Source organism: Dongia rigui, from assembly GCF_034044635.1.
Taxonomy (GTDB): domain Bacteria; phylum Pseudomonadota; class Alphaproteobacteria; order Dongiales; family Dongiaceae; genus Dongia; species Dongia rigui.
The window spans coordinates 1,841,916-1,865,746 of the sequence record NZ_JAXCLX010000001.1; the positions used below are offsets into that span (position 1 = coordinate 1,841,916).

Below are 23,831 nucleotides of genomic sequence, written 5' to 3' on the forward strand. Positions count from 1 at the left end.
GTGCCGTCAGATATGATCGGCACGTTTCATTTTTTCCGCGGAGGTGCGCTGATGATCCCCAAACGCAAACTGGGTTCGCAAGGTCTCGAGGTATCGGCCATCGGCCTTGGCTGCATGGGGATGAGCCAGTCTTACGGACCGGCGGATGAGCAGGAATCGATTGCCGTCCTGCACCGTGCCATTGCCGAGGGCTGCACGTTCTTGGATACCGCCGAAGTCTACGGCCCCTATACCAACGAAGAACTGCTGGGCCGCGCGCTGAAGGGCAGACGCGACCAGGTGACGATCGCCACCAAATTCGGCTTTCATATCGAGGGCGGCAAGATCAACGGCACCAACAGCCAGCCGGCGCATATCCGCGCCGTGGTCGATGCCTCATTGAAGCGGCTGCAGACCGACCATATCGATCTCCTCTATCAGCACCGCGTCGACAAGGCCGTGTCGATCGAGGATGTCGCCGGCACGGTGGGCGAGTTGGTGAAGGCCGGCAAGGTGCGTTATTTCGGCCTGTCTGAGGCTGGCGCGAACACGATCCGGCGGGCGCACAAGGTTCACCCGGTATCGGCATTGCAGAGCGAGTATTCGCTGTGGGAGCGCAACCTGGAGGCGGAGATCATCCCGACGTTGCAGGCGCTGGGTATCGGCCTGGTCCCCTTCAGCCCGCTGGGGCGCGGCTTCCTGACCGGCACGGCGCAGCGCGCCGAAAGCTATCCCGAAGGTGATTTCCGGCGCGGCGATCCGCGGTTTCAGGGCGCCAATTTCGACGCCAACATGGCTGCGGCGAAGCAGGTGCAGGATATGGCGGCCGCCAAGGGCACGACGCCCGGTCAGTTGGCGCTTGCCTGGCTGCTGGCCAAGGGTGATTTCATCGTCCCCATTCCCGGCACCAAGCGCTTGCGCTACCTGATGGAGAATATCGCCGCCGCATCCATCAGGCTGGCGCCTGCAGATGTCGCGGCACTCGATGGCGCCTTGTCACCCGGCAGTGTCGCCGGTCCGCGCTATGGCGCGATGCATGCGAGCCTGGTCGACCGCTGACGGTCGACGATGACTGCCACAAAAAAGCCGGTCGCAGATTGCGACCGGTTTTTTTTAAGAGTGGGCGACCTTGGCGAAACGCGGCTGGCCGGCGACACCGGCGGCCGGGCGCACGAGGGCGGCTGCTTCGCGCGCGACCGAGGGGATGTCGCTGCGGTTGAGACCCATATCCTCGAGCTCGCGGTCGGTATAGGTCGCCAATTCACGGCGCACTTCGCCGTAGCGCTGCCAGCGGCGGAAAGCGAGATCAAGCGTAGACAGAAGCTGCATGTGACTGATCCTTGAAACTGGGTTTTTCATTCAGCAGCCTCCCAGAACCTGGGAAGAATATAGTCAGACAATTGCCGCAGTGCAATATGAATCTGCGTTGCTGACGTTTCTGCCGTGGACACAGGCAGCTAAATATATGAATTCATGTAAATAAATAGTTAAGGAATATGCCGCGTTGCAGCAAATCTGCAAGTTAACTGAATATGAGTTAACTTGTTATGGCAGGCCGAAAACGTCCTGCGGGTCAGCAAACCCACGGACCGGATGGGTGCCGAGAAATTTGAGACGCGAGCCGCAGACCGAGGCGAACTGGCGCGAGGCAAGAAGCGGCTGGTCGAGCAGCGGACAGAGGCCTTCGAGCCGCGTCGCCAGATTGACCGCCGGGCCGATGACGGTGAAGTCGAGGCGCGCATCCTCGCCATGGGCGGCACCGATATTTCCGTAGGAGACGGAACCGGCATGGAGCCCGATCCCGACATGGAGCGGCGCCTGGCCCGTCGCCAGCCTGAGCTCGTTGAGGTCGCGCAGGCCTTCAAGTGCCCCTATGGCGGCATCAAGTGCCACGCGAATCTTGTTGTCGCGGTCGAGATCGTCATTCATCGGGAAGATCGCCAGCATCGCATCGCCGATGAATTTCAGGATCTCGCCGCCGCGTTCCACCACCGGCTTGGCGATGGTGTCGAAATAGTCGTTCAAGGTGGCGATCACCAGATCGCGCGGCAGCTCGTTCGACATCTGCGTGAAGTTGCGCAAGTCGCAATACCAGATGGCAGCGGCAATCGTGCGCGCGTCGCCGCGCTGGATCTGGCCCGACAGCACGGCTTGGCCCGCACCCTGGCCGAGATACACATGCATCAAGGAACGCGCGATATAGGCCCACTCCCGCGCCTCGATGATGAGGCTGAGGAGCGGGATGAGTGTGCGGAAGGCATCCATCTGCACGTCGAGAAAACCGTCCGGCGCATCGGTCGTGATCGAAACGGATGAGCGCACCCCGCCGGGCAGGCGAATGGCGAAGATGGCGTAGTCGGTGGCGCCGGCCTTCTTCATGTCCTCGAGGATGGGGAAATCGAAGCGTGCGTCCGGGCCGGTCAGGCGCCGTCGGATCTCGCGCTCATCGCCGTGATAGAGCGCCCGCAAGGGCGAGGTGAGGAATTCCTGGCTGGAGAGCACGGCATGATCGCGGGCGACACGCTTGGCCTTTGCATCGCCGCGGCTCCAGGCATAGCCGATGGCGGCGATCTGCGGGTGCAGCGTACGCACCGAGACAAAGAAGCGCAGCAGCGGGAATCCCTTGTCGGTCAGAAGGTGGGCCAATGAGGTGACCATTTCCCCAAGATCGCCGATCAACCGCCCCTCATCGAGCAGCCACTGAAAGGCAGCCTCGACCGCGGGACAACCCAGGCACGCCTCGCCCGCCATGGCGCGCGCGACCAGCGGCACGACCATGGGTCCGGCGATGCCGGGGTCGGCATGCGGCTGGCCATCGCCCTCGCGCCGCGCGCGCGATTCCCCGCTTCTTGCCTCTGCGCGCTGCGCAAGGCTGCCCTGCGCTGAATCCAACTGCGCCGCCTGCACGCCCGCGCGCACGGCATCGGCGCGCGGCATACCGTCGCTGAGGTCGTCGTCATTGGCAGGGAAATGCGGTCGTGGCGATGTGGCCATTATCGGTCTTGTTCGGGCTTATTGCGCTTGGCAGCGCGGTATATGGGGTAAAAAGCGCCAGCCATAAAGGTCGTCCTGGGCAATTATACCTTACTTCGCCATCTTATCACCTTTCTTCCTCGAACCCCTACGCAACATGGGGATGAAAGCTATTGCGGAAAAAAGGGTTGAAGGCGCGCGATCCCGCGCTACCTTGGACAGCAGAGACGCTTCTCACCCATTCAGCTTAGCGGAGTTCCGCCATGTTCATCCAGACCGAAGAGACGCCGAACCCGGCGACCCTCAAATTCCTGCCCGGCCGCACCGTCATGGGTGAGGGTACCGCCGACTTCGCCCGGGCGGAGGGTGCCGAGCGTTCGCCGCTGGCCTTGCGCCTGTTCGGTGTCGAGGGCGTCAAGCGCGTCTTCCTGGGTGGCGACTTCGTTACCGTGACAAAGGCGGATGAAAAGGATTGGGCGCTGCTGAAGCCGGCCCTTCTCGGCGTGATCATGGAGCATTTCACCACCAACCAGCCGGTCATGCTGGGCGAAGGCGAGAGCGTCCCCGCGGCAGCCGACGACGATGACGACGAGATCGTCATCCAGATCAAGGAACTGCTGGAGACCCGCGTGCGCCCGGCCGTGGCCCAGGACGGCGGCGACATCGTGTTCCATTCCTTCGAGGACGGCGTCGTCTATCTGCACATGCAGGGTTCCTGCTCGGGCTGCCCCAGCTCGACCGCGACCTTGAAGATGGGCATCGAGAACATGCTGCGCCATTACGTGCCGGAAGTGCTCGAAGTCCGGCCGGTCTGATCCCTGCAATTGTCACCCATAAAGGGCGCCCAAAGGGCGCCCTTTTTGATTCTCACCACGCCTGTCATGCCCGCGAAAGCGGGCATCCATGGAACGAGCCGCTGGATCGATGGATCCCCGCTTTCGCGGGGATGACAATAGAGATGGAGTCTTTACATGGAACGCGCTGACGATGCCGCCCTCGACCTTCTCTTCCGCGAGGCGCGCACGCATTCCAAATGGCTTGAGAAGCCAGTGCCTGATGCCCTGCTGCGCCAAGCCTATGAGCTGGCGCGCATGGGACCGACCAGCGGCAATTGCCAGCCCTTGCGCATCCTGTTCGTGACGAGCGCGGAAGCGAAGAAGAAGTTCGAGCCCTGCCTTTCCGAAGGCAACCGCGCCAAGACCATGGCCGCACCCGCCACGGCGATCTTCGCCATGGACATGGAATTCTATGAGTTGATGCCGCGCCTCTTCCACGATCCGACCGCGCGCTCGTGGTTCGCCGGCAAGCCCGCGGCGATCGAGGAAACCGCCTTCCGCAACAGCACGCTGCAGGCTGCCTATTTCATGCTGGCCTGTCGGTCATTGGGCCTCGATTGCGGACCGATGTCCGGCTTCGACAAGCAGAAGACGGATGCGGTCTTCTTCAGCGGCACCACCTGGCGCTCGAACTTCATCTGCAATATCGGCTATGGCGACAAATCCGCTCTGCATCCCCGCAACCCGCGCCTCGATTTTGCGGAGAGCTGCAAGATCGCCTAAGGATCGATCGACCCTACATCCGCCCCCGTGATCCTTGTGAGTCATAGGGGGACTCGCTCAGCACGCGCGCCTTGCAGCGCTCACCCAGGATCGGCACTTCAAGCGCGGTCCCAGGCTTCCCCAGCGCTACCGGCAACAGCGCGAACGCGATGTCGTGGTTGAAGGTATAGGAGTAGCTGCCGGATGTAATGCGCCCGACCAGGTCGCCCTGGTGATAGACGCCTTCATGGGCGAAGGCGCTGGCATCCGTCACATCGATGGCGATGGGGAAGAGGCGCCGGGCGACACCTTGTCTCTTCTGCGCCAGCAAGGCATCGCGACCGATGAAATCGCCCTTGTCGAGGCTGATGAAGCGGTCGAGGCCGCTCTCCCAGGCAGAGAGTTCCGGATTCATGTCGCGATACATGGCGCGATAGGATTTCTCCAGGCGCAAGGGTTCCAGCGCCTGCAGACCGATAAGCCGCAGCCCGTGTTTCTTCCCCTCCTCCAGGATCAGCGTCAGCAGATGCCGCTGATAGACCATGGGGTGATAAAGCTCCCAGCCGAGCTCGCCTTCGTAATTGACACGCAAGATGCGCACGTCGCTGGCCAATCCCACCGTGCCGGTTTGAATGCCGAACCACGGGAAGGCTTCGTTGGAAAGATCGATTTCGGTCAAGGGCTGCAGCACGTCGCGCGCCTTCGGGCCAACCACGGTAAAGCAACCGCGCTCGTCGCTGACATTGCGCAGCGTGACGCTGCCGTCATCGGGGAGGAGGCGCGAGAGGTCATCGAGATTCCAGCGTTCGGCGCGCGGCGTTGAGATCAAATAGAAGTCGTTCTCGGCCGGGCGCGCCACGACATATTCCGCCTGCACGCCGCCCTTGAGCGTCAGATGATGACAGAGCTTCACCTTGCCGATCTTGGGCAGGCTGTTCGCCAAGACGCGATCGAGCCAGGAAGCCGCCTTTGGTCCACTGAGTTCGAACTTCGTCATGCAGGACATTTCGACGAGGCCGACGCCATTGCGCACGGCCGTCGCTTCCGCACCGATATATTTACCCCTGTCGGCCCAGCGCCAGCTCCACCGATCCTTCGCCTCGACACCCTCGGGCGCAAACCAGTTGGGGACCTCCCAGCCGTTGAGGACGCCCCAGACGGCGCCCATCTCCGTCAACAGGTCATATGACGGTGCCGTCTTCTGCGGCCTTGCTGCCGGCATGTCCTGCCCCGGGAAATGCAGCTCGGCATGGGTGCCCCAGGCCTCGCGCACCTTTTCCCGCGTCCAGTTCTTGTTGGCATAGGTACCGAAGCGCCGCGGGTCGAGTTCGGAGGTATCCAGGCTGTTGCCACCCTCGACGATGCGCTCGGACAGATAATAGCCGATGGCACCACCCCAGAGGATGCCGCCAGGCACGCCTTCCGCCAGCCAGACATTCTTCAAGCCCCAGGCCGGCCCCATGAGGGGCAATTCATCGGCCGTCATCTGGAACGGCCCGCGCACATTGGCCTTGATGCCGACGCGGCCCAATTGCGGGACGAGCTTGATCGCCTGTTCCCAATTCCACGCGACGGATTCGAAATCCTCTTCCAGCAAGTCGGCGCCGAACCAGGCGGGTACCCCGTCCTCGGCAAAGAGCTTCAGCTTCTCGGTCCGCTCATAGGGGCCGAACATCAGCCCGTCGCCTTCTTCGCGTAGGTAGCCTTCGAAGCCTTCGTCACGGAGGATCGGCATTTCCGGACGGCCGGCACGCTTGCGCTCCACCACTTCCGGCACGGCATCGGTGATCCAGTATTGATGGATGATGGGAATGGCCGGGATCTCGAGGCCCAGCATGGCGCCGGTCTGGCGCGCGTAATTGCCGGTCGCCGAAATGACATGCTCGCAGATGATGTCGCCCTTGTTGGTCTTCACCTTCCATTCGCCGGAAGGGAGCTGCTCAAACCCCTTCACCTCGGTATTGAGCTCGACCTTGGCGCCGAGATCGCGGGCGCCCTTGGCCATCGCCTGGGTGACGTCTGCGGGGGCGATATGGCCGTCATCGGGATGGTAGAGGGCGGCCAGCATGTGGTCGTTCTGGAGCAGCGGCCAGAGTTTCCGCGCCTCGTCCGGCGTCAGCAATTCAGCCCGCATGCCCTGGACGGCGGCCACGGACATGTAGCTCTTGTATTCATCGAGGCGCTCGCGCGTGTTGGCGATGCGCAGCTGTCCACATTTATGCCAGCCGACATTCTGTCCGGTTTCGGCCTGTAGCCCTTCATAGATCTCGATGCTCTTGGCGATCATGCGGCCGACATTGATGCTGCGGGCGTAAGACGGGATGAGGCCCGCCGCATGCCAGGTCGACCCGGCGGTCAGCTGCGTGCGCTCCAGCAGGACGATGTCGCGCCAGCCGCGCTTGGCCAGGCCATAAAGAATGCCGGCACCGACGCAACCGCCGCCGATAACCACCGCCCGGGCGTGACTCTGCATAACTTTTCCCCCCAAGAATGCTTTGGTTGTCAGATTACAAAGAGCCGGTATTTAGGCAGAAGATTGACAAAGCTGCCGCTTTTCATAATCTGAAGTTATGCATCGCCTGCGCGCCTTCGTCCCGTCCGCCAATTACCTCTTCGTCTTCGAGGCGGCGGCGCGGCGCCAAAGCTTCACGGCGGCGGCCGAGGAACTCAATATCAGCCAACCTGCGGTCAGCAAGACGATCCGGCTTCTGGAGGAAGCGACGGGCCTGAAGCTTTTCCACCGCGACCATCGCCGCCTCGACCTCACGGCCGAGGGGCGGCGGCTCTATCAGGAAACGCAGCAAAGCTTCGACCAGCTGCACATGGTCATCTCGACCCTCCGGCGCAAACACTCGCGCGATACCGTGCGCCTCTCCTTCTCCGCCTCCTTCGTGCAGTTCTTTCTGCTGCCGCGCCTCAAGGACTTCAAGGCAACGCATCCTGACGTCGCACTGCATGTGGAGGAAAGCGGCCGCGATGTCGCCGATCTCGAGCAGGAGGATATCGACCTCTCGGCGCGGCTCGGGCACGGCAAGTGGCCCGGCCTCAATGCCTGGCATTTCGTGACGGAAGAGATCTTCGCCGTCTGCTCCCCCGCTTATCTCAAGGAGCATGGCGCCATCCGCCGCGCGGGCGATCTTACCGACTGCACATTGCTGCATTTCGAAGAGCGCTACCGCACGCGGATCGGCTGGCGCGAATGGCTGCGCCTGCAGGGTGTCTCGGCCGACCGGTTGCGTCAGGATCTCGTCTTCTCGGACGCCCTCGCCTCGATCGAGGCGGCCGTCCAGGGCCAGGGTGTCGCCTTGGGCTGGAAGCATCTCGTGCGCGACCATGTGGCCGCCGGTCGCCTCATCTGCCCCCTCGATGTCAGCCACAAGACCGGCCAGAGCATCTATCTGGTCATGCCCGCCAGCCGTCCACCCAAGCCCGGCGCCGAACTCCTGCGCGACTGGCTATTGGCTCAGGAACCGGACACAGCGCTTGCATTCTTCCATGCATGAAAGGCGATTTCAGACCATGAAGCTGATGCAGCTTGTCATTATCGGCTCACTCCTCGCACTGGCGGGGACTGCCTGCACGAGCACGCCGTCGCCGCCGCTGACCATAGGTGTTTTCAACAATCTCAAGGATGAACACGCCTACTGGGTGAAGGCATTCGAAGTGACCAATGAAGGGAATCCGAAGCGGGGCGCTGGATTTCCGCCAGCATTCAAATCCTGCTTTGCAGATGAGATGATCAAGACTTCAACGCCCGAGCTGCACGCTGCCGTGGCCGCCTTCATTCGCGCCAATCACACGCAGAACTTTAACGCCATTGCAGCAGCCTTGGGCCATCCACATTCCTCCATCTGGACATCCGCCCCCGTCGAAGCGGCCCTCCACCAATGCGAGCCGATCTATTTTGACGCCCTCTACGACCAATTCAGAGACGTCGGCACCTATCGCGATTTCAGCATGACCTTGCTGAAAGTGGTGGCGGAGCGTGATGGCATCGAGATAGCCGAATATCCGCAGGAGGTCGTGGAGTGCTCGATCGACGAGTACTGGCGGACATTGCCGGCTGAACTGCGCGCGCCAGTCGACATCTTTCTCAGGGACCGGTCACGGGAAAGTTGGCGAGCGGTCTACGAGAAGTTTGATTCCTATGGCAATCGGGACAAGTCCCGCACGACCCGCCTTATCGGTCATTGCAAGGCCAAGCAGTCCGCTCCTTAGTGAGGTATTTTCATAATATCAAATAGTTAGGCGAAAGCTATCTAGGTGCTTGAATATATAATAAGCTAGCTTATATTATACCTCGACTAGTAACGAGGTGCCCTTTGAACAAGCCATTCGACGCTAAAGAGCCGAGCCTCGGCTTCCTGCTTTATGACGCGGCGCGGCTGATGCGGCGGGATTTCGACCGGCGCGCGAAATCGCTGGGCCTCACGCGGGCGCAATGGTCGGTGCTGGCGCATCTCAGGCGCAACGAAGGTTCCAACCAAGCTTCGATCGCCGATCATCTCGATGTCGAGCCGATCACCCTGGTGCGTCTCCTCGACCGGCTGGAGGAAGCGGGCTGGATCGAGCGGCGCATGGACCCCAAGGATCGCCGCGCGCGGCTCATCTACCTCACCGAGAAGACGCACCCGATCCTCGCCAGAATGCAGGAGCTGGGTGCCGAGACCCGCGACGTGATGATGGCCGGCATCCCCGAAGCAGCACAGGCCACGATGTATGAACACCTGCTGCGCATGCGCGCAAATCTGACCAGTTCGACCAAACCCGCCGAGGCGGAAGAGGTCTACCCGGAAGCTGAAAATGCCTGATGGAAATCAAATGTCCGAAGCCAACGACCGCAATGTGATGGCGCCGAAGCCCGCCCTGTGGCGGCGCTATCGCCGCACCCTGCTGCTGGGCGTCGTCCCGGCGCTGGTGGTGGTGGGGGCCGGCTACGTCTATGTGACCGGCGGGCGCTTCGTCGATACCGACAATGCCTATGTGAAGGCGCATAAGGTTCAGGTCAGCACCGACATCTCCGGTCGCGTCATGGAAGTGCTGGTGCATGAGAACGACGTGGTGAAGGCCGGCACGCCCTTGCTGCGCCTAGATACCGAGCCGCTCAACATTGCCTTGGCACAGGCCGAGGCCGATCGCGAGACCGTCCGCAACGATCTTACCGCCCTCAAGGCCAGCTATCGCCAGCGCGAGGAGGATCTGCAGGCCGCCAGTTCGACCCTTGGCATGGCGCAGCGCGAATATCAGCGGCGGCAGAAGCTGGTCGCCGGCAAGGTCATTTCGGAATCGGAGTTCGACGCCGCACGCAACGAGCGCGACGTGGCGCAGCGCCAGGTCTCCGGCATTCGCGAAGACATGCAGCGCATCCTGGCCGAGCTGGGTGGCAATCCGGAGGTGAAGGCCGAAGACCATCCCAGATACCGCGCCGCCCAGGCCAGAGTCGACTCAGCCTTGCGTGACTTGCGCCTCTCTGAAGTCCTGGCGCCCGATACCGGCATCATCTCGCAGATCGACAATTTGCGCCCCGGTGATTACGCAACCGCCGGCCGGCCGGTGTTCAGCCTGATCTCGGAAGAGGGGCTGTGGGTGGAGGCGAATTTCAAGGAGACCGACCTTACCTATGTCCGCCCCGGGCAAAAGGCCGAGATCAGCGTCGACACCTATCCGGATACCGAATTCACGGCGATCGTCGACAGCATCGGTGCCGCCACGGGCGCCGAGTTCAGCGCCCTGCCGCCGCAGAACGCCACCGGCAATTGGGTGAAGGTCGTGCAGCGCATTCCGGTGCGCCTCCATATCGAACCCACCGACAACGGCACTGACACGCCACTGCGCGCCGGCATGAGCGTCGTCGTCGATATCGACACCGAGCATCACCGCGTCCTGCCAGGCTTCGTCAAATCCGCCGCCGCCTGGGTGGGTGTGGAGTAGTTCAACGCTTTAAGGGCGTGCGTCTAGCCCCTCACCCCCACCCTCTCCCCGCTATCGCGGGGCGAGGGAGTTTCTAGCGAGCCTCGCTCCAAAGCCCCTCGCCCCGCTTGCGGGGAGAGGGGTTGGGGTGAGGGGAGATCTGAGTTCACGCAGATGACCATTTCCGCCAAATCATCACCCATGCTGATCACCTTCTCGGTGATGCTGGCGACCATCATGCAGGCGCTGGACACGACCATCGCCAATGTGGCCCTGCCGCATATGCAGGGGACATTGTCGGCGACCCAGGATCAGATTTCCTGGGTGCTGACGTCCTACATCGTCGCCGCCGGCATCATGACGCCGGCCACCGGCTTTCTGTCGCAGCGCTTTGGGCGCAAGCGGCTGTTCGTCTGGTCGGTGATCGGTTTCACGCTGGCCTCATTGCTGTGCGGCGCCGCTTTCACGCTCAATCAGATCGTGCTCTATCGCCTGCTGCAAGGTGTCTTCGGTGCGGCCTTGGTGCCCTTGAGCCAGGCGATCCTGCTCGACACCTTCCCGCGCGAGCAGCACGGCAAGGCGATGGCCATGTGGGGCGTCGGTGTCATGATCGGCCCGATTTTGGGGCCGACCTTGGGCGGCCTCCTCACCGAATATTACAACTGGCGCTGGGTGTTCCTGATCAACCTGCCCTTCGGCATCCTGGCGCTCTCCGGCATCCTTGCTTTCGTGCCGGAAACGCCCAAGGATCCCAACCGCCCGTTCGATTTCCTCGGCTTCGCATTTCTGGCCATCGCCATCGGTGCCTTGCAGATGATGCTCGACCGCGGTGAGTTGCAGGCCTGGTTTGAATCACCTGAGATCGTGATCGAAGGGCTTGTGGCTGCCTTGGCGCTCTACATGTTCATCGCCCACATGTTCACGCATCACCGGCCGTTCCTCGACCGGCATCTTTTCGTCGACCGCAATTTCGTCACGGGCCTCGTCTTCATCTTCATCATCGGCATCATCCTGCTGGCGACGATGGCGCTGCTGCCACCCTTCCTGCAGCATCTCAAAGGCTATCCGGTCGTCACCACCGGCTATCTGCTGGCGCCGCGCGGCATCGGCACCATGGTCTCGATGATGCTGGTCGGCCGTGTGATGGGAAAGATCGACACGCGCCTGCTGATCCTCGCCGGCCTTGCGCTTACCTCGCTGTCGCTGTGGCAGATGGGGCGCTTCAGCCTCGACGTCACCGAATTCATGCTGGTGGAGAGCGGCGTCATCCAGGGCTTGGGGCTTGGCCTCATTTTCGTGCCGCTTAGTACGATCACTTTCTCGACCCTGGCGCCACACTTGCGGACCGAAGCGGCGGCGATGTTCAGCCTGATGCGTAATATCGGCAGCTCGATCGGCATATCGATCGTGACCGCGCTGCTGTCGCGCAATTCGCAGATCAACCACGCGGGATTGAGCGAGCATGTCAGCATTTTCAACCCGCTGATGCATGCCCCCTATCTGCCGCCGAGCTGGTCACTCGACACCACGACCGGCCTCCTCGCCCTTGATGCCGAGGTCAACCGGCAGGCCGCCAGCATCGCCTATATCGACGATTTCGTCCTGATGATGTGGGTGACGCTGTGCGCCGTCCCATTGCTGCTGCTGCTCAGGAAACCCCGCGCTGTCGCCGGCACGCCGGCGCCGGCACTCCATGCCGTGGCGGACTAAGGGCACCAACCTACGAACCGTCATGCCCGGGCTTGACCCGGGCATCCAGTCTATCCGGGCAATCAGTGGATCCCCGGGTCTTCGCCCGGGGATGACGATATAAAGTAGGTGCTCGGCCTTACATCATCGGGCGCTTCAATTGCGCCTGCTCGATCAGCGGATAATCGCGGCTGTTGAACAGCTGGTAGTGCCACCACTCGTTTTTATAATTGTCCCAGCCGGCCGCCATCATGATTCCGAGCAGGGTAAAGCGGTTTTGCTGCGCCGTTACCGAGACCTCGATGGAACCATGATGCGATTGCGGGATCGCCTCATCAAAGCCGGTGCCCATTTCCAACTCCCGCCCCTGGTCGTCGATCAGCGTCAAATCGATGGCGACACCACGGGTATGCGGCGAACCACGGCGCGGATCGGCGACGAATTCGGGGTCGGGCAGCGCGTTCCACAGTGCCCATTGCGCTTCCGACGGGCGGTAGGCGTCGAAGATCTTGAAGCGCAATCCCAAGGGCCGGGCCAGATGCACCGCCTGGCGCAACGCCTCGGCCGCGCGCTCATGCAGGTAGCAATGCGGCGTCTGATAGATGACGTGCCCGCTCAAATTGTCCTTGGTCCCATAGACCAGGTCGATATCGACGTCGTATTCCGCCGGGGTAATTTCAACAAGGCTCATCTTGCCACCGCTCCTTGCGCGTTCTAAACCGCCTTTAGCAGATTGACAGCCGGCCCGCCAAGGCCCGGCCAGCAGCCAGTTCGGGAATTCCTGATGCCAGATCGCCTCATCCTTGCCATGGATGCCGCCGGGGACAGTTGCTCGGTCGCCTTGGGCCGTGCCAGCGATGCCGGCCTCGACGTGCTGGCGTCGCAGAAGACCGAGATGAAGCATGGCCATGCGGTGGCCCTGGTGCCGATGATCGACAAGGTGATGACGCAGGCCGATCGCATCTTTGCCGATCTGTCGGCGATTGCCGTCGGCAACGGGCCTGGCGGCTTCACCGGGCTGCGCATCGCTTTGGCAACGGCGCGCGGCCTGGGCTTGGCGTTGGAGAAGCCAGTCCTTGGCGTCAGCAATTTCCAGGCTGCGGCAAGGCAGCTGCCGATGGACCAGCGGCCATTAGACGGCGACATCCTGGTCATGATCGACAGCCGGCGCGAAGAACCCTATGTCGCGCGGCTCGATCCCGATCTTCTCTTCAAAACCGCCCCGCGCTTCATGACGCTTGCAGAAATCGCTTCCGACTTGGCGGCGCATCCGCCTTCCGTCATCACCGGCGACGGGACCAGCCTGTGGCAAGGCGTCTGGCCCGCGGGCGCCGGGCGGCACCCGGCCGCGGCCGATGCTCTCGGCATTCTTGCGCTCGCGGCCGATCCCGCCCAAAGATATAGCGCCAAGCCCGATCCGCTTTATCTGCGCCCCGCCGACGTTTCGGCGCCCAAGGCACCCTGACATGACCGCTGACAGGACAGGGCCGGTGCTGCAACCGATCGGCCCTTTCGATGTCGATCTTCTGGCCGAATTGCACCACCGCTGCTTTACCGCGATCTGGGACCGGCCCTGGAACGCCAAATCCTTTGCCGATGTGTTGGCGATGCCGGGTGCGGCGGGGCAGATTCTCAGCGTCGGCGATGCACCGGTCGGTTTCGGCATCACCTTGCAGGCGGTCGATGAGGTCGACGTGCTGCTGATCGGCGTTTTGCCGGAAGCACGCGGGGCAGGGCTGGGGCCCATGCTGCTCGACAGCTTGCTGTCGGCGGCGGCGTCACGGGGGGCTGCGCGCGCTTTGCTGGAGGTGGCGGCGGAGAACCGCGCCGCCATCGCTACCTATACCAAGGTCGGCTTCACAATCTGTGGTCGCCGCAAGCAATATTACCCAGGGCCAACCGACGCCATTCTTTACGAGAGAGCCCTGAATTCGTGCCGTATTGATGACAAAAGCCATCAATAACGCTGAAATATGTGTGAGAATTGCAAATAATAAGCTTGGTTTGATTGCCAATGTTCGGGCCGCTGGCTATGTATCCACAGCCACTTTTTGCGGGCCGGGCGCAGGTCATCGGCTTGGCTTTAGGCCTGGCATTCAGCACCACCGATCCATCGTTAAAATAAGGAACGGAATGACATGAGCGACACGCTCAAGAGCGATCCCCTGCTGCCCCTGGTGACAGAGATCGTTGTCGCCTACCTGTCACATAACACCGTTGCGATGAATGATATTCCGCGCCTTATCGCCGAGACGCGGGCCGCCCTGGCCAATAGCGGCAATGCCGCCGGCACGCTGCCGGGCGGTGCCAATCTGGCGCGGCCTTCGGCGGGTCATGGCACCTTGCGCGCCGAGCGGGAACCCGCGGTCCCGGTCAAGAAATCGGTGACACCCGATTACCTCATCTGCCTCGAGGACGGCATCAAATTGAAGATGCTGAAGCGCCATCTGCGCACGGCCTATGACATGACGCCCGAGCAATATCGCGAGCGTTGGGGCCTGCCGGCCGATTACCCGATGGTGGCACCCAATTACGCCAAGAAGCGCTCCTCCCTGGCGCGCGAATTCGGCCTTGGCCGCGGTGGCCGCAAACGTGCGACCCGGCGCCGCAATTAGAATCCCCGCTTCATTCCGTCATTAACCGGCCCTTTGTCGCGGGCCGCCAGCTAACCCCTTGTCATGGTTTCTTTTCCCCTGGGATGAGCAAGGCCCTTGGCGACCGGCGGTTAACCAAGGCACAATAGCCCAACACGAGGCCATTGGTTGGGTGAACCGGCGTCCCTGTCCAGATGCAAGCAGGCTGGTCCCAGCCGGCCAGTCCTGTTAAACCGGGTCCCTGAAATCGGCTCTGAAATCAGGGCTCTTGAGCGGAAACGGGGCAGCGCCATATCCGCCCCAAAACGGGATGTCAGGGATTTGACGAAAACATTAAACACAGGTGAGGCAAGCGTGCCATCAAGGCTGGAACGGCTGTGTATCGAAAAAGGGCTGAAGATGACCGACCAGCGTCGGATCATCGCGCGCGTGCTCTCTGAAGCGCAGGATCATCCGGACGTCGAATTGCTGCACAAGCGCGCGGCCCAGATCGATTCCGGCATTTCGCTCGCCACCGTCTATCGCACCGTGCGCCTCTTCGAAGAAGCCAGCATCCTGGAGCGCCATGATTTCGGCGACGGTCGCGCACGCTATGAAGAGGCCAAGGACGACCACCACGACCATCTCATCGACATCCAGTCCGGCCGCGTGATCGAGTTCACCAACGAGCAGATCGAAAAGCTGCAGAAGGGTGTCGCGGCCGAGCTCGGCTACAAGCTGGTGGGCCACCGGCTGGAGCTCTACGCCGTGCCGCTCTCCAAGGACAATGATGACGAGACCGCGCTGTCCGGCCGTGCCAAGCGTGCCATGCCGGCAGGAGGCAGCGACAAATGATTGTCGCTGCGGCCCGGCGCGAGCGGCCGGTCGAAGTCATCGTCGGCGATCTCGAAGCGCGGCTTGCGGAAACCGAAGCTGAAATCCTGGCGGCGCAGGAACTGCGCTATCGGGTCTTCTATGGCGAGACGGGGGCCATCCCCAGCGCCGAGATGACCAAGCTGGGGCGCGATTTCGATTCCTTCGATCCCTATTGCGACCATCTTATCGTCGTCGACCGCACGCGCGGCTCCGGCGTCAAAGGCATCGTCGCCACCTATCGCCTGCTGCGCCGGGAAGCGGCACGGCGTGCCGGGCGTTTCTATTCGATCGCCGAATACGACATCGCACCGCTGGTGAACCGGCCGGGCGAGATCCTGGAACTGGGCCGCTCCTGCGTCGATCCCGCCTATCGCAACAAGATGGCGATGCAGCTGCTGTGGAAGGGCATCACCGACTACATCCTCTTCCATAAGGTCGAGGTGATGTTCGGTTGCGCAAGTTTCCCCGGCACGGACCCTGAAGCCCACCGGATGGCGCTTTCCTATCTCCATCACCGGCATCTGGCGCCGCCGCAGGTTCGGCCCAGGGCCGTGGCCGGGCGCTATGTCGACATGAACATGATGCCGCTCGCCGATATCGACGAACGGCGCGCACTCGCCTCGCTGCCGCCGCTCATCAAGGGCTATCTGCGCCTCTCCGGCTATGTCGGCGACGGCGCGGTGATCGATCACGAATTCGGCTCGGTCGACGTTTCCATCGTGGTGGTGACCGCCGAGGTCACCGACAAATACATGAAACACTACACGCGCCCGGATTACGGCGGCGATTCGTGACAATGGCGCCTCTATAGCCATGTCCCAGTTCTAACCATGCCTCGCCGTCCGGCCCGGCATTTCGAACTCGACGCTGGGTCCAGTTTCTGGGGTGCCTTGCGTCTCGCCGGCTATCTCGGCGTCACAGTGGCTCTGAGCCCGGTTCAGCTCCTATTCCTGCTGCTGCGCGTGCGGGGGCGACATCTACTGCCGCGCCTCTATCATCGCCTGACCTGCCGCATCATCGGCCTCGACGTCGAAATCCGCGGTCGCATGTCAACGGCCACGCCGACGCTTTTCGTCAGCAACCACAGCTCCTATTTCGACATCCCGGTGCTGGGCTCGCTCATCGAGGGCAGCTTTGTGGCCAAGACCGAGGTCGGATCCTGGCCGGTCTTCGGCTGGCTTTCGAAGATGCAGCGCACCGTCTATGTCGACCGGCGCCGCGGCACCACGCATCGGCAGCGCGACGATCTGCAGAAGCGTCTCGACGCGGGCGATAATTTGGTTCTGTTCCCGGAAGGCACCTCGAACGACGGCAATCGTGTGCTGCCGTTCCGCTCGGCCCTTCTCAGCGTCGCCGAACGCGAGGCCAAGGGCGGCAAGCTCGTCGTGCAACCAGTCTCCGTCACCTATACCAAGCTCAATTCATTGCCGATGGGTTACGGCAACCGTGCCTATCTCGCCTGGTATGGCGACATGACCTTGGGCGACCATCTGTGGAATTTCGCGCGGCTGGGTCCTGCCCGTGTCGTGGTGGAATTCCACGACCCCATCACCATCGCCGACTTCCGCTCGCGCAAGGAACTGACCCAGCATTGCTACGCCCGCGTCTCCGGCGGTGTGGCTGATGCGCTGCATGGGAAGCTGGGCTAGTCGCTGCCAGTACCCCCATCGTCATGGTACGCGAAGGCGTACCATCCACGAATTTCTATGAAGCGAAGTAGTATCCGACAAACGCAAACTCGTGGGTGGTCGGCCTATGCCGACCACCCACGAGAAAAAATCAACCTTCCTCAATCGGCGCGAACCGCCTCTGGCCGTCATCCGTGAGGCCATCGAACATCGCTTTCGGCCGCGCGAAAGGCCTCCCATCCGATGTCAGGTAAATGGTCAGCAGCTCTTCCGTCTCGCTATGCGTGGCGTCGAAGAGTTTCTGATAGAGGCCGCCCTTATAGTGGCGGTGGGTCGCCTTGAAATCGCTCACCACAGATCCTTGAAATCCCAGGCCGCTGCGGCAACGACGGGACCGAATTCGGCCTCGTTGGCGATGATGGCGCAGGCATCGGGTTTGCGCGCGATCTCGTCGGCGGTGAGGGTGATCAGGCGGTCCTCGGCCATGCCGGTCCAATTGCCGACCTTGCGCAAAGATCGCACGACATTGGCCGAGACCATGCGTTTGCCACGATTTTCGCCGGCCTGGATGTCGGTTACCCCTTCATACGCATAGGTGACGAGCCAGAGGCTGGCCGGCACGGACAGTGTCGCCTGCGGCAGATTGAGATGGATGCCGCCACTGGGATCCTTCGAGAGGCCCAGCGTATACATGGCGTGGCGGCGGTCGGCTTTCTTCAAGCCCTTCTCCACCGCCTTGCGATCGGTGCCCAGACTTTCGATGGCACCGGCGATGACCATCTGCGGCGTATACATCATGGATTTGCCTCGGGCCGCGGCATAGGCGCGCTGGCGGGCGGCGAAAGCGGGGTCGGCGAAGCGGTCCTGCCAGCCGGTATAATCCCAGTAATCGACATGGAAGGAGAGCGGCAGGATATTGCGCCGCTGTGCCAACTCCCTGAGATAGTCGCTGGCCGGGAGGCAGGTGGCGCAGCCTTCCGAGGTAAAGAACTCGACCACGATCGGCGCCGGCGGCGTCTCAAGCGAGATCGGCGTCAGGACCGGACCGGGCAGCGGCGCTACCGGCATGGCCGGGTTCAGCGCACTCGGCAGGGTCGTGGGTGGTGCGGTCTCGGGCAGGCCGAGCTCCGGCACGGCATTGCCGCCGGGCGCACCATTGGGGGCGAAGCCGAAGCCGGCGCCACCGCCGTTCGGGCTGGAAAAGGGCTGGATATAGCCCTCGCTGCTCTGCGCCAGCGCCGGGGGCGCCAGGACGGGCAGGGCCAGAAAGAGCGCCAGCAGCGCGGTGATGATCGGGCGAGGCATCATGTTGTTAAATTAAGGCCTGGGGGATGCCTCGGCCACTCACTTTCCCGTGCCGGTATCGCTTTAAAAGTCGCTGACGCGTCCGTTCCGCTCCCAATCGCCATAGCGCGTCGGCTCCGGGCCTGTGGGGCCACCGACTTCTTTGGGTGTCGGCTTCGCCTTGGGAGCCTCGGCAGGACTGGGGGTCGTTGGTGCGGCTGGTTTTTCTTCAGGCTTTGTCATGACTTAGGACGATAGAGCGTCGACCGGCGCCGTCAAGGTCTTGATTCGGAAAGTGCTGATAACAATCTTGCGCTCATGGTTTTAGACACCGTGTATCGCAAGGAGTGATCGGCACTATGGGCTATATGCGAACCGCTTTGCTTCTGGCCGCCATGACCGGCCTGTTCCTGGCGGTGGGTTATGTCATCGGCGGGCAGACGGGCATGGTCTTCGCCTTCGGCCTGGCGCTGGTGATGAACCTGTTCGCCTATTGGAACGCCGACAAGATCGTCCTGCGCATGTACCGCGCGCAGCCGGCGGACGGACATCCGCTGGAAGGCATCGTGGCCGATCTGGCGCGCCGCGCCGGCCTGCCGATGCCAAAGGTCTATATCATCGACAACGATCAGCCCAATGCCTTTGCCACCGGCCGCAACCCGGAGAATGCGGCGGTCGCCGCGACGACAGGCTTGCTGCGCATGTTGAACCGCGATGAGATCGCCGGCGTCATGGCGCATGAGTTGGCCCATGTGAAGAACCGCGATTCGCTTACCATGACCATCACCGCTGTTCTCGCCGGCGCCATCGGCATGCTGGCAAATTCGCTGATGTTCATCGGCTTGGCCGGCGGTCGCGATGAGCGCAACAGCCCGCTGGGGGGCATCGGCGCGCTGGTGGTCATGATCCTCGCCCCACTCGCCGCCATGCTGGTGCAGATGGCGATTTCGCGCGGGCGCGAATATGAAGCCGATCGTGTCGGCGCCGAAATCAGCGGCCAGCCGCGGGCCCTCGCCAGCGCCCTCAACAAGATCGCCCATGGCGCCGAGGTGATCGACAATGAGGTGGCGGAAGGCAATCCGGCGACGGCACATCTCTTCATCGTCAACCCGCTGCATGGGCGCGCCGGCGACAGCCTGTTCTCGACCCATCCCGCCACCGCCAACCGCATCGAGCGGCTACTGGCGATGGAATCAGGCGGCATCGCCACGGGCTTCTCGGCCACCACGGCAGCACCGCGTCCGGCAACCCGCCGTTCCTCGATCCCGACCGTTAATCGCCCGAAGGGTCCGTGGAGCTGAGACGCGCTTACCCCAGGAATGCGCCGTTTTCTGCCACAACCCGTCCATGCGCGATGACCGTGCGGTCGCTGCGGCGTTCGGCGATGGCCATGCCGACATTCCCCGCCTCGACCAGCACCAGATTTGCCGGATGCCCGACGGCCGGCCCGTAATCCTTGAGGCCGATGGCGCGGGCACCGCCTTCCGTCACGCAATCGAAGGCCGCGGCCAGTTCAGCATCCTTGGCGAGGTCGAAACGCAGGCAGAGGAACAGGGCCCGGTCCAGCATGTCGCCGGTGCCCAGGGGCGACCAGGCATCGCGGATGCCATCCGACCCCATGCAGACATTGACCCCGGCCGCACGCAGGTCGAGGACGGGCGGGGCCGGCGTATCGGCCGGTGCCGTGGTCATGATGCTGATGCCGTTATCGGCAAGACGCGCCGCGATCTTCTCCAGCCGCGCCGACGTCGCCTGTCCTAAGCAATAGGCATGGCTGATGACGGTGCGCCCCTGCCGCCCGTAGGCTACCGTGAAATCGGCGATGCGCTCGATTTGCCACAGGCCAAGCTCGCCCTTGTCGTGGAGATGGATATCAACGCCGCGATCATAATTCCGGGCGAGGCCGAACACCGTTTCGAGATGCCGGACCGGGTCGTTGTCGATGCCGCAGGGGTCTAGCCCACCGACATTTTCGACCCCCATTTTGAGCGCCGCTTCCATGATCTCCACCGTGCCGGGGCGGATCAGCATCCCGGTCTGCGGGAAGACGACGAAATCCATGGTGATGATGCCACGGTACTTCTCGCGCAGGCGCATCATGGCTTCGACATGGCTGAGGCCGAATTCCGGATCGACGTCGATATGGCAGCGGAAATGCAGCGAGCCCTTGGCGATGCAGGTTTCAATGAGCTTCCCCGCCCGGTCGGCAATGGGGGTTCTGACATCGCGCAAGATGCGCCGCTCATTGTCGATATAGTCCCGCAACGTCGGCCCGGCGCTGTTGCTGGGCCACCCCGTCCCCCAGAGCGTCTTGTCGAAATGGGCATGGGCCTCGACCAGGGCCGGCAGTGCCAACCTGCCCCGCCCCTCGATCACCTGGTCGCCGGTAAGGTCCCGACCGATCGCTGCGACCAGGCCGCCGCGGATGGCGATATCGGCCGTTTCGCCGTTCGTCAGCCTAACGCTGCGCAGCAGCAAATCCCCGGACATGGCGCTCCCTTTTCCCCTTGTTCTGCTTTGTTTCTAATCGATGACAACCGCGCTTGCCAGACGCCTTCGACCGATTGCGGCGGATGTCCGATCTGATATTCTCGCCCACATGCACACACCTTGCACACACCCATGACTGAGACCTCGGTCTTCCTCGCCGGGCGGGCGGTGCGGCTGTTCAAGCGTGCCGATCGGCCGACGCGCTTCTGGCAGGCGGCCTTCCGCCGCCCCGGAAACGCCCGGCCGCTGGTCAAAAGCACCGGCCAGGATGACCTCGAACCCGCCAAGGCCTGGGCGCTGGCCTTTCTCGAAACGCTGTGCCCTCAGCCCCCTGACCCGCCCCTGCTTCGGCCAGAGGGGTTGCCCAAGATCCGGCAGGAAAAGCGCCATGTGGAGCGGGAACTGGCCTTGCGGATCCTGTCGGCCTACCGGGCCGATCCGCTGCTCTCGCAACGGCGCTTGGGCGCGGCATTGGACGTCTCGCTGGCGGTCGTCAACGCCTATACCGCCAGGGCATCGGCGCAAGGGGCGCTGGCCAAGCTCGACCGGCCCGCGGGCCTCGGCAGCGGGCTTCAATATGTCCTCACCGCTGTCGGAGAAGCCCAGCTCAGCGACCTGACCCAGGCCTATGCCCATGAACAATTGCGGCTTTATCGTTACCTGCGGGCCAGCTTCGAGAGCTATCTCGCACAGTATGCGGGGGCCGAGATCGTTCTTTATGGCAAGGGCGAGATGGCCCAGATCGCCCTTGCCGTCCTGGCTGAGCGGGGCATCACCCCGGCGGTCGTGATCGCCGAGGATTCGCCCGAGGCCATGTCGCGCCATGCGGTGAAGCGCCAACGCCGCCAGGGCGTGCTGTGGCTGGCGACGCTTGGCGACCCGGCTCGCCTGCGCGATGCCGCGCGCCATCACCTCCCCGGCATGACGGTGCTGGCCCCCGCCCTGCCGGCGCCAGGTGTTTGAATTAAAAACGTTGAGCGCCCATTGCCATAGAAGTTAACGTCGCTGGCGGATCATTCCCGGAAAGATGGCGATCGAAAGGGGCTTAAGCGATGGCGATGGATCTCAAGACGATGCAATCCCTGGCCGGCCGCGGCCGCATGGGCCGGCGCGATTTCATCCAGATGGCGCTGGCGGCCGGTATCACCGTGACGGCTGCCGAGACGCTCTTTGCCAATGCCGCCCGTGCCGAGCCGAAGAAAGGCGGCAAGTTCCGCGCCGGTCTCGGCCATGGCCAGACCTCGGACAGTCTCGATCCCGCGACCTGGGCCAATGCCTTTTCAGCGGATGTCGGCTTCGTGCTGGGCTCCTGCCTGACCGGCATCGACCAGAAGAACAATGTCATCCCCGATCTCGCGGAAAGCTTCGAGCCGTCGGACGGCGCCAAGACCTGGGTCTTCAAGCTGAAGAAGGGCGTCGAATTCCATAACGGCCGGTCACTGAAGGCCGCCGACGTGGTGGCGACCTATAACTATCACCGCGACGAGAATTCGAAATCGGGTGCCAAGCCCGCTTTGGCCGACATCACCGACATCAAGGCCGATGGCGACGAGACGGTGGTCTTCACCCTGAAGGCCGGCAGCGCCGATTTCCCCTATATCACCACCGATTACCACCTGCCGATCTTCGCCGCGCTCGATGGCGGCGGCATCGATTGGAAATCGGGCATTGGCACCGGCCCCTTCGTGATGGAGAATTACCAGCCGGGCGTCAAATTCACCGGCAAGCGGCATCCGAATTTCCACAAGGACGGTCCCTATTTCGACGAGATCGAGATTCTCTCCATCGTCGACGTGGCGGCGCGGCAGAACGCCCTCATCACGGGTGACGTCGATTACATCGACCGCGTCGATCTGAAGACGCTGGGCCTGCTGCAGCGCAATCCCGGCCTCAAGATCACCGACATCACCGGCTTCTCGCATTACGTGGCGCCGATGGATGTGCGCGCCAAGCCCTTCGACAATGTCGATGTGCGCCTGGCGCTGAAATGGGCGATCGACCGCGAGGAGATCGTGAAGAAGGTGCTGCTCGGCCACGGCACGCCGGGGAATGACAACCCGCTCGCCCCCTCGATCAAATTCGCGACCCAGCCCGAACCGGTCTTTTCCTATGATCCGGACAAGGCGAAGTTCCATCTCAAAAAAGCCGGTCTCTCATCCCTCTCGGTCGATCTCTCGGCCTCGGACGCGGCCTTTGCCGGCGCCGTCGATGCCGCTGTGCTGATGAAGGATTCGGCCGCCAAGGTCGGCATCGACATCAACGTCATCAAGGAAGCCAATGACGGCTATTGGGACGCAGTGTGGATGAAGAAGCCCTGGTGCTTCTCCTATTGGAGCGGCCGGCCCACGGCCGATTGGATGTTCACCACGGCCTATGCGGCGGACGCCGCCTGGAACGACACCTTCTGGAAGAACGACCGTTTCAACGAGCTTCTGCTCAAGGCCCGCGCCGAAACCGACGAGCCGTCGCGCGCCGCCATGTACAAGGAAATGCAGCAGATCCTCCATGACGATGGCGGCATCATGGTCTTGATGTTCAACAACTTCACCTCGGCCCATTCCGACAAGGTGGCGCACGGCGATCTCAATTCGAATTACGACCATGACGGCGGCTATATCTTCGAACGCTGGTGGTTTGCTTAAATTGGAATGGTCGCATTTGATGCCGTCATCCCCGGGCTTGACCCGGGGATCCACTGGTGCCGCTTTCGAGAGTGGATGCCCGGGTCAAGCCCGGGCATGACGCACTTTAGAGAGTGATAGCGTACGAGCTCTTGCACTCCCCACACGCATCGCGCGCGCGCCCTCTTGCCAAAATGTCGCAGGCGCGTTACAGTGTGCGCCTCAACCCAACACGCCGGGAGGCTTGCATGACATACATGCTCCAAGACG

Annotated in this window: 25 protein-coding genes; 17 read left to right on the forward strand and 8 right to left on the reverse strand. The window is 62.6% G+C overall.

The features are described 5' to 3' along the window. The first annotated feature begins 51 nt into the window (after positions 1-51). On the forward strand, positions 52-1,038 hold the full coding sequence (locus tag SMD31_RS08620; protein ID WP_407652105.1) for an aldo/keto reductase: 987 nt from the start codon (positions 52-54) through the stop codon (positions 1,036-1,038). 54 nt (positions 1,039-1,092) lie between these two features. Here SMD31_RS08620 and SMD31_RS08625 read toward each other — a convergent pair whose 3' ends face one another. Both SMD31_RS08625 and SMD31_RS08630 read right to left on the reverse strand, forming a co-directional pair. After that, the gene (locus SMD31_RS08625) at positions 1,093-1,308 is read right to left on the reverse strand and encodes a DUF1127 domain-containing protein (RefSeq protein WP_320500406.1); all 216 of its coding nucleotides are present in this window, start codon (positions 1,306-1,308) and stop codon (positions 1,093-1,095) included. Between the two features lie 216 nt (positions 1,309-1,524). Beyond that, positions 1,525-2,973 carry an adenylate/guanylate cyclase domain-containing protein gene (locus SMD31_RS08630; RefSeq protein WP_320500407.1) on the reverse strand — a complete coding sequence of 483 codons (1,449 nt, stop codon included), beginning with the start codon at positions 2,971-2,973 and terminating at the stop codon, positions 1,525-1,527. A gap of 242 nt (positions 2,974-3,215) precedes the next feature. On the opposite strand from SMD31_RS08630, the gene SMD31_RS08635 reads away from it, so the two are divergent. Together SMD31_RS08635 and SMD31_RS08640 are read left to right on the forward strand one after the other, a co-directional pair. Next, positions 3,216-3,767: a NifU family protein gene (locus tag SMD31_RS08635; RefSeq protein ID WP_320500408.1), complete on the forward strand. Its 552-nt coding sequence runs from the start codon at positions 3,216-3,218 to the stop codon at positions 3,765-3,767. 156 nt (positions 3,768-3,923) lie between these two features. Further along, positions 3,924-4,511, forward strand: a complete 588-nt coding sequence (locus tag SMD31_RS08640; protein WP_320500409.1) for a malonic semialdehyde reductase — start codon at positions 3,924-3,926, stop codon at positions 4,509-4,511. A 13-nt stretch (positions 4,512-4,524) separates the two neighbouring features. On the opposite strand, the gene SMD31_RS08645 is transcribed toward SMD31_RS08640, so the two are convergent. Further along, positions 4,525-6,963, reverse strand: coding sequence for a GcvT family protein (locus SMD31_RS08645; RefSeq protein WP_320500410.1), 2,439 nt, complete (start codon positions 6,961-6,963; stop codon positions 4,525-4,527). 97 nt (positions 6,964-7,060) lie between these two features. On the opposite strand from SMD31_RS08645, the gene SMD31_RS08650 reads away from it, so the two are divergent. From SMD31_RS08650 to SMD31_RS08670, 5 genes are all read left to right on the forward strand, one after another. Then, positions 7,061-7,993, forward strand: coding sequence for a LysR substrate-binding domain-containing protein (locus SMD31_RS08650; protein WP_320500411.1), 933 nt, complete (start codon positions 7,061-7,063; stop codon positions 7,991-7,993). Positions 7,994-8,009: 16 nt separating this feature from the next. Next, entirely contained in the window at positions 8,010-8,708 is a 699-nt protein-coding gene (locus SMD31_RS08655; protein ID WP_320500412.1) for a hypothetical protein, read from the forward strand. Between the two features lie 104 nt (positions 8,709-8,812). Next, complete coding sequence (locus SMD31_RS08660) at positions 8,813-9,301, forward strand: MarR family winged helix-turn-helix transcriptional regulator (RefSeq protein WP_320500413.1); 489 nt, start codon at positions 8,813-8,815, stop codon at positions 9,299-9,301. Between the two features lie 10 nt (positions 9,302-9,311). After that, positions 9,312-10,421 carry an HlyD family secretion protein gene (locus SMD31_RS08665; protein WP_320500414.1) on the forward strand — a complete coding sequence of 370 codons (1,110 nt, stop codon included), beginning with the start codon at positions 9,312-9,314 and terminating at the stop codon, positions 10,419-10,421. Between the two features lie 153 nt (positions 10,422-10,574). Then, on the forward strand, positions 10,575-12,110 hold the full coding sequence (locus tag SMD31_RS08670; RefSeq protein WP_320500415.1) for a DHA2 family efflux MFS transporter permease subunit: 1,536 nt from the start codon (positions 10,575-10,577) through the stop codon (positions 12,108-12,110). A gap of 118 nt (positions 12,111-12,228) precedes the next feature. Here SMD31_RS08670 and ddpX read toward each other — a convergent pair whose 3' ends face one another. Then, complete coding sequence (gene ddpX / locus SMD31_RS08675; RefSeq protein ID WP_320500416.1) at positions 12,229-12,780, reverse strand: D-alanyl-D-alanine dipeptidase; 552 nt, start codon at positions 12,778-12,780, stop codon at positions 12,229-12,231. 93 nt (positions 12,781-12,873) lie between these two features. Here ddpX and tsaB point away from each other — a divergent pair, with 93 nt between their 5' ends. The 6 genes from tsaB to SMD31_RS08705 all read left to right on the forward strand — a co-directional run bounded on the left by tsaB (position 12,874) and on the right by SMD31_RS08705 (position 17,187). After that, positions 12,874-13,554: a tRNA (adenosine(37)-N6)-threonylcarbamoyltransferase complex dimerization subunit type 1 TsaB gene (gene tsaB, locus SMD31_RS08680; protein WP_320500417.1), complete on the forward strand. Its 681-nt coding sequence runs from the start codon at positions 12,874-12,876 to the stop codon at positions 13,552-13,554. 1 nt (position 13,555) lies between these two features. Further along, positions 13,556-14,053: a GNAT family N-acetyltransferase gene (locus tag SMD31_RS08685; RefSeq protein WP_320500418.1), complete on the forward strand. Its 498-nt coding sequence runs from the start codon at positions 13,556-13,558 to the stop codon at positions 14,051-14,053. A gap of 174 nt (positions 14,054-14,227) precedes the next feature. Continuing rightward, complete coding sequence (locus tag SMD31_RS08690; protein ID WP_320500419.1) at positions 14,228-14,704, forward strand: MucR family transcriptional regulator; 477 nt, start codon at positions 14,228-14,230, stop codon at positions 14,702-14,704. A 333-nt stretch (positions 14,705-15,037) separates the two neighbouring features. After that, positions 15,038-15,517 (forward strand): Fur family transcriptional regulator, encoded by a 480-nt coding sequence (locus tag SMD31_RS08695; RefSeq protein ID WP_320500420.1) that lies wholly within the window; start codon positions 15,038-15,040, stop codon positions 15,515-15,517. Next, positions 15,514-16,332, forward strand: coding sequence for a GNAT family N-acetyltransferase (locus tag SMD31_RS08700; RefSeq protein ID WP_320500421.1), 819 nt, complete (start codon positions 15,514-15,516; stop codon positions 16,330-16,332). Before SMD31_RS08695 ends, SMD31_RS08700 begins: the two co-directional genes overlap by 4 nt. Before the next feature lie 36 nt (positions 16,333-16,368). Then, complete coding sequence (locus tag SMD31_RS08705; RefSeq protein ID WP_320500422.1) at positions 16,369-17,187, forward strand: lysophospholipid acyltransferase family protein; 819 nt, start codon at positions 16,369-16,371, stop codon at positions 17,185-17,187. Positions 17,188-17,317: 130 nt separating this feature from the next. On the opposite strand, the gene SMD31_RS08710 is transcribed toward SMD31_RS08705, so the two are convergent. From SMD31_RS08710 to SMD31_RS08720, 3 genes are read right to left on the reverse strand one after another with little or no spacing between them, the layout of a single operon-like run. Next, positions 17,318-17,518, reverse strand: a complete 201-nt coding sequence (locus SMD31_RS08710) for a DUF1653 domain-containing protein (protein WP_320500423.1) — start codon at positions 17,516-17,518, stop codon at positions 17,318-17,320. Further along, positions 17,515-18,474 (reverse strand): DUF1223 domain-containing protein, encoded by a 960-nt coding sequence (locus tag SMD31_RS08715; protein WP_320500424.1) that lies wholly within the window; start codon positions 18,472-18,474, stop codon positions 17,515-17,517. The genes SMD31_RS08710 and SMD31_RS08715 overlap by 4 nt, the downstream gene beginning before the upstream one ends. Positions 18,475-18,534: 60 nt before the next feature. After that, positions 18,535-18,693: a succinate dehydrogenase assembly factor 4 gene (locus SMD31_RS08720; RefSeq protein WP_320500425.1), complete on the reverse strand. Its 159-nt coding sequence runs from the start codon at positions 18,691-18,693 to the stop codon at positions 18,535-18,537. A 116-nt stretch (positions 18,694-18,809) separates the two neighbouring features. Between SMD31_RS08720 and htpX the strand changes: the two genes are divergently transcribed. Further along, entirely contained in the window at positions 18,810-19,751 is a 942-nt protein-coding gene (htpX, locus tag SMD31_RS08725) for a zinc metalloprotease HtpX (RefSeq protein WP_320500426.1), read from the forward strand. A gap of 7 nt (positions 19,752-19,758) precedes the next feature. Here the strand turns inward: htpX and SMD31_RS08730 are convergent, their stop codons facing one another. Continuing rightward, on the reverse strand, positions 19,759-20,940 hold the full coding sequence (locus SMD31_RS08730) for an amidohydrolase family protein (RefSeq protein ID WP_320500427.1): 1,182 nt from the start codon (positions 20,938-20,940) through the stop codon (positions 19,759-19,761). A gap of 132 nt (positions 20,941-21,072) precedes the next feature. On the opposite strand from SMD31_RS08730, the gene SMD31_RS08735 reads away from it, so the two are divergent. Further along, a complete protein-coding gene (locus SMD31_RS08735) occupies positions 21,073-21,903 on the forward strand; it encodes a hypothetical protein (RefSeq protein WP_320500428.1) in 831 nt (276 codons plus the stop codon). Positions 21,904-21,992: 89 nt separating this feature from the next. Continuing rightward, on the forward strand, positions 21,993-23,582 hold the full coding sequence (locus SMD31_RS08740; RefSeq protein WP_320500429.1) for an ABC transporter substrate-binding protein: 1,590 nt from the start codon (positions 21,993-21,995) through the stop codon (positions 23,580-23,582). Positions 23,583-23,831 lie beyond the last annotated feature (249 nt).